Raw genomic sequence first — 12,867 nt, 5'->3', positions numbered from 1 at the left:
AAAATGCCCCCAAAGACTCGTGGCGCGGTTCGCAAGCCGCGTAAGAAGGACAAAAAGAATATCGCGCTGGGCCAGGCGCACATCAAGAGCACTTTTAACAACACCATCGTTTCCATCACGGATCCGAACGGCGCTGTTATCTCTTGGGCTTCCTCAGGTGAGGTTGGCTTCAAGGGCTCGCGTAAGTCCACCCCGTTCGCAGCCCAGATGGCTGCCGAAGCTGCTGCCAAGCGTGCGCAGGAGCACGGCATGCGCAAGGTTGACGTTTTCGTCAAGGGACCGGGTTCAGGACGCGAGACCGCAATCCGCTCGCTGCAGGCCGCTGGCCTGGAGGTTGGCTCCATCCAGGACGTCACCCCCGCAGCGCACAACGGCTGCCGTCCGCCGAAGCGCCGCCGCGTCTAAGCCTTTTCAGCAGTTTGAGCTTGCCCGGACCGTTGCGGTCCGGGCAAGCCCAGCCGCGTTAAGTCTTCAGACCGAATTTCCACCACCTGTGTTGCGTCATATAGCGGATGCTCGCCGAAAGGAAACCTAAGTGCTCATTGCACAGCGCCCCACCCTCTCCGAAGAGGTAGTCTCCGAAAACCGCTCGCGTTTCATCATTGAACCGCTGGAACCGGGCTTCGGCTACACCCTCGGAAACTCCCTCCGCCGTACCCTGCTCTCCTCCATTCCCGGTGCCGCTGTAACCAGCATCCGGATCGATGGCGTGCTGCACGAGTTCACCACGGTTCCGGGTGTCAAGGAAGATGTCACCGAGATCATCCTGAACATCAAGAGCCTGTCGGTCTCCTCCGAGCACGATGAGCCGGTTGTTGCTTACCTGCGCAAGCAGGGCCCCGGAGTCGTCACCGCCGCGGACATCGCTCCGCCGGCCGGCGTCGAGTTCCACAACCCGGATCTGCACATTGCCACGCTGAACTCGAAGGGCAAGTTCGAACTCGAACTGACCATCGAGCGCGGCCGGGGCTACGTTTCGGCAGCTCAGAACAAGTCCGGCGACGCCGAGATCGGCCGTATCCCGGTCGACTCGATCTACTCGCCGGTGCTGAAGGTTACTTTCCGCGTGGAAGCAACCCGTGTTGAGCAGCGCACCGACTTCGACAAGCTCATTGTCGACGTCGAGACCAAGCAGGCCATCGCCCCGCGCGATGCTGTTGCTTCCGCAGGTACCACCCTGGTGGAACTCTTCGGTCTGGCTCGCGAGCTGAACACCGCAGCTGAAGGTATCGAGATTGGCCCGTCGCCGACGGATGCTGCCCTGGCAGCAGACATGGCACTGCCGATCGAGGATCTGGACCTCACCGTCCGTTCCTACAACTGCCTCAAGCGTGAGGGCATCCACACCGTGGGTGAACTCGTTGCACGCTCCGAGGCTGACCTCATGGACATCCGTAACTTCGGTGCGAAGTCCATTGACGAGGTCAAGGCAAAGCTGGTTGAACTGGGCCTGTCCCTCAAGGACTCGCCTCCCGGTTTTGACCTCGCAGCACGCGCCGCAGCAATTGAAGAGGACGACGCCGCTTTCGGCGACGACGAACTCTAAAACAGATCTTGGCCGGCGGGCACCATGGTGTGCCCACCGCCGGCTTCCATATGAGGAGAAACTATAATGCCTACCCCCGCTAAGGGTCCGCGCCTCGGAGGCGGAGCGGCTCACGAGCGTCTTATGCTCGCGAACCTGTCCGCAGCACTGTTCGAGCACAAGCGGATCACCACCACGGTGACCAAAGCCAAGCGCCTGAAGCCGTACGCCGAGCGTCTGGTGACTTTCGCCAAGCGCGGCGACCTGGCTTCCCGCCGCCGTGTACTCGGCCTGATCAGCAACAAGGGCATCGTCCACGAGCTGTTCACCGACATTGCACAGGCAGTGGAGAACCGCGAAGGCGGCTACACCCGCATCACCAAGATCGGCAACCGCAAGGGCGACAACGCTCCCATGGCTGTCATCGAACTGGTTCTCGAGCCGGTTTCCGCTAAGCAGGCCGTTGTAGCCGAGGCTACCTCCGCTGCCAAGCGCGACGCCGACAAGAAGGAAGCAACTGCTGCAGCTCCGGCCGCTGAAGAAGCTCCCGAGGCTGAGGTTGTTGAGACCGAAGCTGTAGAGGCTGAAGCTGCCGAGGCTCCGGCCGAGGAAGCTGCAACCGAAGAGGCTCCGGCCGCTGAGGAAGCTGCTCCCGCCGCCGAGGAAAAGGACGCGAAGTAATTCGCTGATTTTCTTCGCATAGACTTAGTTCTATGAACGACCAAAAACCCGCGGCCCCCGTTTTGGGGGGCGGCGGGTTTTTGCGTGTCCGGTTTGATTTATCGTACGACGGCGGTCCTTTCAGCGGGTGGGCACTGCAGCCTGGCCTGCGCACCATCCAGGGCATCCTGGAGGAAGCTCTGGCGCTGCTGGTACGGCGTCCTATCCGGGTCACCGTGGCGGGGCGCACCGATGCGGGCGTGCACGCCCGGGGCCAGGTGGTCCACCTTGACCTGACGGAGGCCGAGTGGCTGCGGCTGCCGCGGGGGCACGAACTGGATCCCGCCGTCGCGCTTTTGCGCCGGATCCGGGGTGCGCTGAGCCGGGGCCTGGGCGACCTGTCCGGGGCTATCGAGGTCCATCAGGTGTCCTTGGCGCCGGTCGGGTTCGACGCCCGGTTCTCCGCCCTGTGGCGCCGCTACAGCTACCGCATCGCCGACGGCCCTGCCCTGTGGGACCCGTTGGAACGCTACTTCACGCTGTGGCACAAGAACCGGCTGGACGTTGACCTCCTGAACGAGGGTGCGTCCCAGCTGCTCGGGCTGCAGAACTTCCTGTCCTACTGCAAGCCGCGGGACGGCGCCACCACCATCCGTGAGCTGCAGCGCTTCGAGTTCCACCGCAGTGAAGACGGCGTTATCGTGGCCACCGTCCAGGCCGACGCGTTCTGCCACAACATGGTCCGGTCCCTGGTGGGCTCGGCCCTGTACGTGGGCGAGGGCGTTGAGGAGCCCGGCTGGCTGCATGACCGGTTGCTCGCCAGAAAGCGTGACGCCAAGTCAGTCCTGGCCGCCCCGCACCCTCTCGTCCTCGAGGAAGTGGCCTACCCGTCCGACGACGAGATGCTGGCCCGCGCCGAACTGACACGGGCGGTGCGGAAACACTAACGCTGCCCCATCGACTGCTCCGTACCGGCCCTTTTAAGGGTTCAAAAGGGCCGGTACGGAGCAATGGATGGGTCCGCTAGAACGACGGCGCCGGGCCGTCCGCCGGCAGCGTCACCGTAAAGGTGCTGCCCTTGCCCCGATCGCTGGTGCACGCAACTCTGCCTCCGTGGCGTTCCACAATCATTTTGGTAATGGACAGCCCCAGTCCCGCTCCCGGGATGGCTGCCTCCCGGGCGGAATCGGTGCGGAAGTAGCGGCGGAAAATCTTGGCGGCGTCGTCCGTGCTCATGCCCATTCCGGTATCGCGGACGCGAAGATGCACCCAGTCCCCGCTGACGCCCGCACTGATGTCCACCACGCCGCCGTCGGGGGAGTACTTGATGGCGTTGGACACCAGGTTGTCCAGGGCCTGCCCGATCCGCAGCGGATCCGCGTACGCCCACAGCGGCGAAGGGATGTCCGCGGCGAGGCTTACGCCGGATCGGTCAGCCTCGGCTCGGGCGGAGCTGAGGCTGGTCTCCACGAGGCTGGCCAGATCGGTGCGTTTCGGATGGACTTTGAGGGCCGCGGAGGCCGTGGCAGTCAGGTCGGCCAGCAGTGCCAGCAGCCGTTCGGAATTCCGTTGCACCACGGTGAGCCGCTGGGCAGTGATCGAGGACAGTTCGGCGGCATCCTCGAGAACGAGGTCCACATTGCCCAGAATGGAGTTCAGCGGCGTCCTGAACTCGTGGGAGACGTTGGAGATCAGTTCCTCGTGGGCGGCCAGTGCCTCCACCCAGCCGGTCACGTCGCTGTACACCACCACCGCACCGTTCAGGCTGCCGTCCTCGCTCGTCAATGGCCGCGCGGCAGTGGAATAGGCACGCTGGAGCGGTTCCTCCCCGGCCCAGACCAGGTAGTCGGCAAAGGATTCTCCGGCGATGGCCCTGTTGATGGGCCGTTTCCCGGATGGCAGCAGGGTCTGCCTGTCCTGCCCGAAGATGAGCTGGTGCCCTTGCCCCGGCATCTCATCGGCCACGCCAGTGGCCTGCCGGAAGATGCGCTGCCGGTTGTTCGTGACCAGGTAGCGGCCTGAGCGGTCGACGGCGGCAACGGCGACGTCGGTCGCGTCCAGGATAGTGGTGAGGAGTTTCTCGCGTTCCCGGCTTACCGAGAGCAGCTCCCGCAGTTCCTCACTCATGGCCCGCAGCTCGCGCTGCTGAACGCGCATGTTGACGCCGGCGAAGCGGATGGCCAGCGCAACGGCCAGCATCATGAGCGGGAAGAGAACCAGGGACGTGATGTCCGCAGCTGTGAGATGGGGAAACCTGACCGCAGCCGAGGGGAGCATGATCAGGAACGGGCCCACTGCGCTGAGCACGAGCGTGGTCCGGACCAGCATGCCCGAGGCAGCCAGCCAGATGATCGGAAAGACCAGCAGGATGGCCAGTCCGCCAAGATGGGGTGCGGCGCCGTTCCGCAGTAGCCCAATCGCCAGCAGGTCAAGCACCGGAATGATCAGATAGGCGCCGCAACGCATCCTTTCCCAGGGGGTCACAAAGCAGGCGGCGAACAGTACGAGGTGAAGGCCGAGTCCTGCCACGTAGGCGGGGCTGCTCAGTAGTGACGGCCAGGTGAACGGTGTGGCCACGCCCAGGACGCCGACAATCAGGAACAGCGGAAGCTGGCAGAGCGCTACCTGGGTGCGACGGCCGAGCTTCCTGAAGAACAGCGCAACGCCTCGCGGCGAGGGTCGTACAGCCATGGGGGATCTCCATTTTTCCGACGGTCCCCATCCGTCACCAACGAAATCTGCAGCCTTTTTTCTGAAGCCTGCCTCAATCAATGTTATGAATCCTAATGTGCATGAGGTGTCATAATAATTGACTTCTGAAAAGTAAACACGGACGGGCGTGTCATCTGCTGTTCATGCTTGTACGGTATAGAGAGTTGGAGTGGATAAGGGATTGGCGCTGGGCTGATGGGGGCCTTTTCCACCTGGCATCAGGGATAGCAATGGAAGATCTTGGGGTAGCAGTAGTAATTGAAGATGACGCGGATATACGCAACCTCCTGGAGGGTGTGCTGCGTCAGGCGGGCTTTGTGGTCCATACCGCGGCCGAGGGACGGGAAGGCGTGGAGGTGGTCCGGAACAACATGGCCCAGGTGGTCACGCTGGACATCGGCTTACCGGACATTGACGGCTTTGAGGTCCTCCGGCGGATTAGGAATTTCAGCGACGCCTACGTGGTGATGCTGACCGGCAGGACGGAGGAGCCGGACCTGCTTTCGGCCCTGAACGCCGGTGCGGACGACTATATTGCGAAACCGTTCCGGCCGCGCGAGCTCAGGGCGAGGGTGGCAGCAATGATGCGCCGTCCCCGCCACGAGATCAACCGGCCGCAGCAGGCTTCGCCCTCCTGGGCTGCGGCTCCGGCGGCACCGGCATCATTTATCCCGTCCTTGGGCCACACTCCCTCCGGGCAATCGTCATCGGTCCCGGCGGGAGTCCTCCAGCACAACGGACTGGTCCTAAACTACCGGACACGCACCGTGGTGATTGGCGAGACAAGCCTTGGACTCACGCGCAGCGAGTTCGACCTGCTGCATACGCTGCTTCGGGGCGAGGGCGCTGTGTGTACACGGTCGGATCTGGTCCGCGCGGTTCGCGGTGACCTCTACGAGCCCGATGCCTATATCAGTGAGGCTGATGAGCGGGCTGTGGAGGTCCATATCGGGAATCTTCGGCGCAAGCTCAAGGAGGATCCCCAGTCACCGCGTTGGCTGCAGACGGTGCGGGGAGTTGGCTACCGGCTGGCCCCGCAGCGGACGGACGTGCCGGCGTGGCCGGGGCAAGGCTAGTTTTTCACGATGTAGGCGGCCTGTAGCTCCGAGACGGTACTGACTCCGTGCTCGCACACAACTGCCAGAAGATCCTGTCCCTGGGCGAAGTCGTCCCGGCGGATGGCGTCCTCCAGTGACTGGGCCAGGGTGGCCAGTCGGATGCCGCCCACCATGGCGGAGGCGATCCGCAGGCTGATGACGGCGTCCAAGGCGGCCTTGCGGTCGTGGGCCTGGACGGCTGCAGCCAGGCGGCTGAAGCGCTGGTCCCACATGGCCGCATAGTCCCCGGCGAATCCACGGGCGAGTTCGGGGCCGTCCAGTTCCGCCTCCAACTCGGCCAGGACGGTAAGTTCAACCCACTGCATAGGTTCCCCGCCCGCCGTCGGCACGCCTGGATGCGCCCCACCGTTCACGTCCGCAGCGGATCCCGGAGCCGCCGGCTCGGCGGGAACACCCCCGCTGCTGGAGATGAGTGGTGGGCTGTCCATGCTTCAAGGCTACTTCCTGTAATTAGGTGAGGGTCCATCTTCAAGGGATCCTGTGGAAACCTTGAGTCATCCTTGACCTGCTTGATCCGTTGTCACTGACCGCTGAACGTGACAACGGTGTTGATAACCGCGGGACCGAGAATTGCAATGAAAAGCACGGGAAAGATGAAGAACAAGAGGGGAAAGAGAATCATCACGGGCAGCTTCATGGCCTTTTCCTCGGCCCGCTGGCGGCGCTTGACGCGCATGACCTTGGCCTGGATCCGCAGCACCCGGCTGATGGCGATGCCGTACGTGTCGGCCTGAACCACTGCCTGGACGAAGCTCCGGAGCTCAGGAATGTTGGTCCGTTCAGCCAGCGCCTGATACGACTCACGGCGGCTGCGGCCCACCTGCATGTCCTGCAGGGTGCGGACCAGTTCCTCCGCCAGCGGGCCCTTGCCGTTCTCGCCGGCGCGGGCCATGGCACCTTCGAAGCCGAGGCCCGCCTCCACCGAAATCAGCATTTGGTCCAGCGTGTTGGCCAGTTCCAGCTGCATGGCCTTCTGGCGCTCCATGCCCTTGCTGTACAGGAGCAGGTCGGGGATGAAGTAGCCGAGGAAAAGGAGGAAGATGCCGGCGAGTTTGATGATGGGCTGCGGGCTGCTGGTGCTGATGAGGAAACACAGCACGGCGCCAACGAGTCCCAGGACGGGTTTTGCCATCAGGATGCGACCCAGGGGCCAGCCCCCCGGTCTTCCGGCCAGCGCCAGCAGTCCGTCCAGTTTGCGGACGTATGCGGGCGGCGTCAGCCGGTAGCCCAGAGCCAGAAGGTTTCCGGTCTTCTTCTCCGGCGTTTCGGCGGCCCTTCTGCCGCGGTTCAGGATGGCCAGCGTGGCGGTCCGTCCTCTGCGGTCGACGGAGAGGATGGACCATGCCAAGTAACCAACGGGAACGGACACCAGCAGGAGCGAGGATATGACTAGCGGACTCAAGGACGCCTCAGAACTTCAGATCAATGATTTTGCGCATCCACAGGCTGCCGATCGTCATGAGCACAACCGAGGCGCCGATCATGCCCCACCCGAGCGGGTGGGTGAACATCGAGTTCATGTAGCCGGGGTTTACCACCATGAGCATCAGGACAATGCCGAACGGCATGGCGATGAGAATGTACGCGGAAAACTTGCCTTCCGCTGCAAGGGACTTGATGTGGCCCTTGATCTCGCTGCGCTCGCGGATTGTCTCGTTGACTTGGTCCAGGACCTCCGCCAGGTTTCCGCCTACTTCGCGGTTGATCTGGATGGCCTGGGCGATCCAGACGAAGTCCTCGTTCTGCATGCGCTCAGAGGTGTCAGTCAACGAATCCAGCAGGTCACGGCCGAGGCTGGTCTCGGTGATGACCCTGCGCATCTCTTCGGAGGTGGGGCTCTGCGACTCGGCCGCGGCGGCGTCGATGGCTCGAAGGATGCTGTGGCCTGCGCGCAGGCCGCCGGACAGCAGCTGCAGGGTGTCGCCCAGCTGCTGATCGAACTTGGCACGTCGCTTGCCGGCCAGGAATCCCAGTACCAGGTGGCCCGCGAACGGCGCAAGGATGACCAGGAGGAAGGACACAAACGGTACGCCGATCACCAGTCCCACCAGGGCCCCAACGATGCCCCCCGCAATGACCAGCACCATGAACTCAGCCTGGCTGATGCGGACCCCGGCGTTCTCCAGCGCCTCACGGTTGTACAGCCGTACGTTCCTGGTGGCCAGGAACCGGTCAAGGGCACCCACCGTGGTATCGGCCAGCCGGGTAAGGCCCGACGGCGGCTCCGCCTCATAGGGCCGGCGGCGGTCCAGTGCAATACCGGGGATCCTGGGCATCACCAGCGCGAAGCCGACCAGGATGGGGGCGAGGAAGAGGAGCGCGGCTCCAACGAATATCAGCATGATGCTCCTATCCCTTGCCGTCACCGGCTGCTGCCGGGCTCAGGGGAGAGGCGAACACTGCTGGGGACACGTGGATGCCCAGGTCTTCGAACCGGTCAATGAACCGGGGACGGATTCCCGTGGCCACGGGCCTGCCAAGGAAGCGTCCCTGGGCATCCACGCCGGCCGAGTAGTCGAACACAAACGCATCCTGGAGGGTCACGATGTCGCCTTCCATGCCCTGGACCTCGGTGACGTGGGTGATCCGTCGTGAGCCGTCGCGAAGCCTCGAAATTTGTACGATGAGGTTCACCGCGGATGCTATCTGTTCGCGGATGGCCCGGAGCGGCAGGTCCATCCCTGCCATCAGCACCAGGGTTTCCAGGCGGGCTACCGCATCGCGCGGCGAGTTGGAGTGCACCGTGGAGAGCGAACCGTCGTGGCCGGTGTTCATCGCCTGCAGCATGTCCAGGGATTCGCCCCCTCGGACCTCGCCCACCACGATGCGGTCGGGGCGCATACGCAGTGAATTCCGCAGGAGTTCGCGGATGGTCACCTCACCTTTGCCCTCCGTATTGGGAGGGCGGCTCTCCAGCCGCACCACATGGTCCTGCTGGATCTGGAGTTCCACAGCGTCCTCGATCGTCACGATCCGTTCGTCTGCGGGCAGGAAGGAGGACAGAACGTTCAAAAGGGTTGTCTTCCCTGTGCCGGTTCCGCCCGAGACGATGATGTTCAATTTCGCTTTGACGCATGCGTTCAGCAGTTCCGCCATCTCGGGCGTCAGGGTGCCGAAATCGATGAGGTTCCGGACCGTCAGCGGGACTTTGCTGAATTTGCGGATTGTCAGGGAGGATCCGCCCACGGCCAGGGGAGGGATGACGGCGTTGACGCGCGAACCGTCCTCCAGGCGGGCGTCCACCAAGGGCGACGACTCGTCGATGCGGCGGCCCACCTTCGAGACGATGCGCTCGATGACCCTGCGCAGGTGCTCCTCCGAGCTGAACCGGGTCTCCGCCAGGGTTAGGTGTCCTTTGCGCTCCACGTAGATCTGGTCCATCCGGTTAACCATGATCTCGGTGACAGCGGGATCGTCGAGTAACCGCTGCAGGGGACCGTAGCCCAAAACGTCATCGGCGACGTCCTGAACCAGCCGCGTGCGCTCGTCGGCCGACAGCGGTACCTGCTCGGCGTCGATGATCTTGGTCAGTTCATCCCGGGCGGATGATTTCAGTTCCTGTTCCGTGATCGCGGAGTCGTTGAACCGTGCGCCGAGGTGCTCGAACAGCGCGGTGGCTGCCCTTTCCTTGAGGGCGGCAAAGACGTCCACTGGCTGCTGGGCTTTCGGCCGCACCTCCTCGGGAAGGTCGGAGGCGACGGCGACGGCGATGGCGATGGCGTCAGCGGCGGGAGGCGTCGGCGTCGTCGTCTTTTGTTCTGATTTCTGTTCAAACCACTGAGTGCGTTTAGCAGGAAGTTCGGGGCGGGGGAGTTCAAGCGTGGGCGATGTCGCCAGGGCGGGCGATGGCTGGCCTCCGGATTGGACCCGCGCCTGGGCGGCGCTGATGCGCTCTGAAAGTTTCATCTAGACCACTACCCTTCGGTGCAGACGGCGCTGGGATTTTTCCCGGCGGGCAGGGTTGAAGCGTTCCACGAGCTGGTTGAGGCTCTTGGTTGCCGGATCCTTTTGCGGGTCCTGGAGCACCGGGATTCCGCGGTTTGTGGAGAAGGCCACCGCCCGGGAGCGCGGGATGCTGACGTCGACCGGTGCCCCGATGGTGGATTCAAGGTCCTGGACGGTGAGGCCGATTTTGGGATCGGCCATGTTCAGCACCACGTGCCGGGATTCGGGAAGGATGTCCAGTTGGCGCAGGATTTCAAGGCCGGAGCGCAGGCCCCGCGCGCTGGGAATGTCCATGGCGCTGACCCAGACCACGTCGGTGCACTTTTCCATCGCGGCGAGTCCGATTTCGGGGAGTCCCGGCGCGGTATCCACCACAACGTACCGGAATTGCTCCGACAGTTGTTCCAAGAGTCGGCTGACCTGTTCCGGGGTGATTTCGTCCGCATCAATAGGGCTTGGCGGGGCGCAGAGGGCGTAGATACTGCCCGGGTGCACCGTGAGGAAGGCTTTGAGGACCAGGGAGTCCAAGCTAGCGGCGGGTGAGACAGCATCCGTCACTGTGTGCTCGGGGTCGAGGTAGAGCCCTGAGGCGACGTCGCCGAACTGGAGGTCGAGATCCACGATGACGACACTCATGGGGGCGATCTTGCCCAGCCCGATGGCGATGTTCGTGGCGACCGTCGTTTTGCCTACCCCGCCCTTGGGCGAGAACACGCCGATGACCAGGCCTTTGTTGTTCTCAGCGGGTTGCATGGGGGCGGGGGCGCGGTGGCGGCTGGTGAAGGACTGGCTGGCCCGCTCCAGGAGCACACGCATCTGGGCGGAGTCGGAGTCAGGGGCGATGATATCCCTGACGCCGGCCCGCATGGCCTGGATGAGGAAACTGGGGTCAGGTTCGGCGGACAGGATGACACTGAGCTCGGGGAGCCTGACGCTTATTACGGTGGCAAGGCGGAGCGCATCATCAAGAGGAACTTCCGGTCCCAGGACGAGGACCTCGGGCTGTCCCTGGTCCAGATGCGCGAAGAGTTCGAACGGATCGGCGGGAAGCAGATTGGTGAAGAACGTCTGCACGCCGCCTTGGAGCCCGCCGGCCACGGCCTGGCGGAGCCGTGCGTCGAAGTCGACGTCGGGGGTGATGAGGACGAAGCGGCTCATTTGTACAAGTCCGACCTGGTCATGATCCGCGGTCCGCCGTCCGTGGCGTCGAGGGGTTCCCGGCTGAGCCAGAGGGATGCGTACTCAGCAGCGAACACGATTTTGCCGGCGTTGACGTCGTTTACGGCCACGGTGACCATGAGGAGTCCCGTGGGAAGGTTGACGTCGCGGGGATCAGGTTCTGGCGCCCCGCTCGCGGCGGGGGCGGGCTTGGCGGTTGCTCCTTCGGGCGCGCGCTGGACGGCCGTTACGAGAGCCTTGTGGATGGAGAGTTGGACGGCTTCCTTGTCCGCTTTCGCCTCGATGCCGCCGGTGGCTGTGGAGATGAAGATGCCGACGTTGTCTCCGGGGGCCAGCCGTCCGCCGACGACTCGCTGCGGTTCGAGTTGGAACGAAACCTCCTGAAGGCCGGCCGGGACAGGCACCGAGCCGGAGGTCTTTAGCTCCTCAGGGGAGACGAGGCGTTCGGCGATCAGTTGCTCGCCGGGCACAAGATCGGCGGAGGTGACTTTGCCGGCGGATCCGTCCAAGGTAGTCAGGGCGGTCTTCGCGACGGCGGTGCCCGGCAGTTGCTGAAGGGCCACGGACGCCTTGAGGGCTTCCGCCGTTGAACCTGCCGGGACCTTTTTGGTGACCACCAGGACATCCACCGGGTCCAGGCCTTTGACGGCCCGCTGGTCGGCGCCCTGGGCATAGGAGACAACAATGACTGCCCCGACGATGGCCAGCAGCACTGCCACCACTCCTGCCAACAAACGTGACTTCACTGACTGCTCCTGTTGATTCGGTTCTTGCTAGGGGGTGAGGCGGATAACGGACGTGCCGAAGTCGGGGGTGTTGCCAAGTTCAAAGGCTTGAGAGAGGCTTACGAACTTCACGAAGTAGCCTCGGATCGACTTGTTGTCCACCTTGGCGCCGGTGGACCAGCCCATGCTGGGAAACTGGTAACCCGTGATGTGGAAGGCGGCGAACCCCTTGATGTAGTACTTGCCGCCGGAGCCCGTTCCCGTGGCCCAGTCGTAGAGCGGCAACAGCACGGTTTGGTCGTTCATCTGGCTGAAGTCGGCGGCGGTGCAGAGCGAGGGTGTGCTGGCCCCGGTATTGCTGGTGAACCACACGCCGGCATCCGTTGACGCTCCGGCCCTGAGCGTCAGGCCGCATTTTGTTGCGCCGGGAGTATCGATCCAGCCGAATCCGCCCGGTATTCCACCGCAATCATTGACGTCCTGTTTAAGCACCTGGACGGAGCCGGATGTAGTACCGGTGGTCAGGTCCAGCCGGCAGGAGGGGATTGCCAGCGGCAGGATTACCGGCCCCTTGGATGGAGTCCCCCATCTTGCCGTGGAACTGGCTGTCACTTCGGCGGTGTTAAAGCCGAGGACCCGCGCGAAAAAGAGCGAAACCTGGTTTGGTGTGTGACCGGTCTCTTGAGCGCCAACAGTCACCGTGACGGCGTTGGGCGTAGTCCGGTCTATCGACTTGAGGTTGCTGAGCTTGTCGTTGGCATTGCCGTTGGCCATGCTCGCCGCCAAGGTAGAAGGGCTGCTGCAGCCCGCATTGCCGGGATATTTCGCGCATGTCTGCGCGATGGCCAAGGAGGCGGCGTCGGCGCCATTGCGCAGTTGGGTGCGCTCGGCAAACATCATGGACACATCCACCGCCATGGCGCCAAACCCCAGCAGAACCACCAGCGAAAGAGCAACGATGACACTCACCGCTCCGCGCTCGCCGTGGTTGTTCTTGTGTCTG

Annotated in this window: 13 protein-coding genes; 5 read left to right on the top strand and 8 right to left on the bottom strand. The window is 63.6% G+C overall.

Annotation, left to right across the window (positions count from 1 at the left end; translation table 11 throughout):
- Window positions 1–3: 3 nt before the first annotated feature.
- The 4 genes from rpsK (at window position 4) to IAQ70_RS00215 (ending at window position 3,132) form a co-directional block, all read left to right on the top strand.
- The gene (rpsK, locus tag IAQ70_RS00230; RefSeq protein ID WP_018769149.1) at window positions 4–405 is read left to right on the top strand and encodes a 30S ribosomal protein S11; all 402 of its coding nucleotides are present in this window, start codon (window positions 4–6) and stop codon (window positions 403–405) included.
- A gap of 130 nt (window positions 406–535) precedes the next feature.
- Complete coding sequence (locus IAQ70_RS00225; protein ID WP_013601812.1) at window positions 536–1,546, top strand: DNA-directed RNA polymerase subunit alpha; 1,011 nt, start codon at window positions 536–538, stop codon at window positions 1,544–1,546.
- A gap of 66 nt (window positions 1,547–1,612) precedes the next feature.
- Window positions 1,613–2,206, top strand: a complete 594-nt coding sequence (rplQ, locus tag IAQ70_RS00220; RefSeq protein WP_190987308.1) for a 50S ribosomal protein L17 — start codon at window positions 1,613–1,615, stop codon at window positions 2,204–2,206.
- A 32-nt stretch (window positions 2,207–2,238) separates the two neighbouring features.
- Window positions 2,239–3,132 (top strand): tRNA pseudouridine synthase A, encoded by an 894-nt coding sequence (locus IAQ70_RS00215; RefSeq protein WP_190987307.1) that lies wholly within the window; start codon window positions 2,239–2,241, stop codon window positions 3,130–3,132.
- A 76-nt stretch (window positions 3,133–3,208) separates the two neighbouring features.
- Here IAQ70_RS00215 and IAQ70_RS00210 read toward each other — a convergent pair whose 3' ends face one another.
- A complete protein-coding gene (locus tag IAQ70_RS00210; protein ID WP_190987306.1) occupies window positions 3,209–4,876 on the bottom strand; it encodes a sensor histidine kinase in 1,668 nt (555 codons plus the stop codon).
- 251 nt (window positions 4,877–5,127) lie between these two features.
- On the opposite strand from IAQ70_RS00210, the gene IAQ70_RS00205 reads away from it, so the two are divergent.
- A complete protein-coding gene (locus tag IAQ70_RS00205) occupies window positions 5,128–5,973 on the top strand; it encodes a response regulator transcription factor (RefSeq protein WP_190987305.1) in 846 nt (281 codons plus the stop codon).
- Here IAQ70_RS00205 and IAQ70_RS00200 read toward each other — a convergent pair.
- The 7 genes from IAQ70_RS00200 to IAQ70_RS00170 all read right to left on the bottom strand — a co-directional run bounded on the left by IAQ70_RS00200 (window position 5,970) and on the right by IAQ70_RS00170 (window position 12,833).
- Window positions 5,970–6,443, bottom strand: coding sequence for an Hpt domain-containing protein (locus IAQ70_RS00200; RefSeq protein ID WP_223858565.1), 474 nt, complete (start codon window positions 6,441–6,443; stop codon window positions 5,970–5,972). The two genes, IAQ70_RS00205 and IAQ70_RS00200, sit on opposite strands and share 4 nt — an antisense overlap.
- Before the next feature lie 92 nt (window positions 6,444–6,535).
- Window positions 6,536–7,417 (bottom strand): type II secretion system F family protein, encoded by an 882-nt coding sequence (locus IAQ70_RS00195; protein WP_190987304.1) that lies wholly within the window; start codon window positions 7,415–7,417, stop codon window positions 6,536–6,538.
- Between the two features lie 7 nt (window positions 7,418–7,424).
- Complete coding sequence (locus tag IAQ70_RS00190) at window positions 7,425–8,357, bottom strand: type II secretion system F family protein (RefSeq protein ID WP_190987303.1); 933 nt, start codon at window positions 8,355–8,357, stop codon at window positions 7,425–7,427.
- Between the two features lie 7 nt (window positions 8,358–8,364).
- Window positions 8,365–9,921, bottom strand: a complete 1,557-nt coding sequence (locus IAQ70_RS00185) for a CpaF family protein (RefSeq protein ID WP_190987302.1) — start codon at window positions 9,919–9,921, stop codon at window positions 8,365–8,367.
- Window positions 9,922–11,118 (bottom strand): AAA family ATPase, encoded by a 1,197-nt coding sequence (locus IAQ70_RS00180; RefSeq protein ID WP_190987301.1) that lies wholly within the window; start codon window positions 11,116–11,118, stop codon window positions 9,922–9,924. It lies immediately after the preceding gene.
- The gene (cpaB, locus tag IAQ70_RS00175; protein ID WP_190987300.1) at window positions 11,115–11,885 is read right to left on the bottom strand and encodes a Flp pilus assembly protein CpaB; all 771 of its coding nucleotides are present in this window, start codon (window positions 11,883–11,885) and stop codon (window positions 11,115–11,117) included. The genes IAQ70_RS00180 and cpaB overlap by 4 nt, the downstream gene beginning before the upstream one ends.
- Window positions 11,886–11,912: 27 nt before the next feature.
- Window positions 11,913–12,833, bottom strand: a complete 921-nt coding sequence (locus IAQ70_RS00170) for a TadE/TadG family type IV pilus assembly protein (protein ID WP_317983540.1) — start codon at window positions 12,831–12,833, stop codon at window positions 11,913–11,915.
- Window positions 12,834–12,867 lie beyond the last annotated feature (34 nt).

Source organism: Pseudarthrobacter sulfonivorans (genome assembly GCF_014712225.1).
In the GTDB taxonomy this organism is placed as follows: domain Bacteria; phylum Actinomycetota; class Actinomycetes; order Actinomycetales; family Micrococcaceae; genus Arthrobacter; species Arthrobacter sulfonivorans.
The sequence above is the reverse complement of the archived record's forward strand: the minus strand, read 5'-3'. Positions and strand labels throughout refer to the sequence as shown.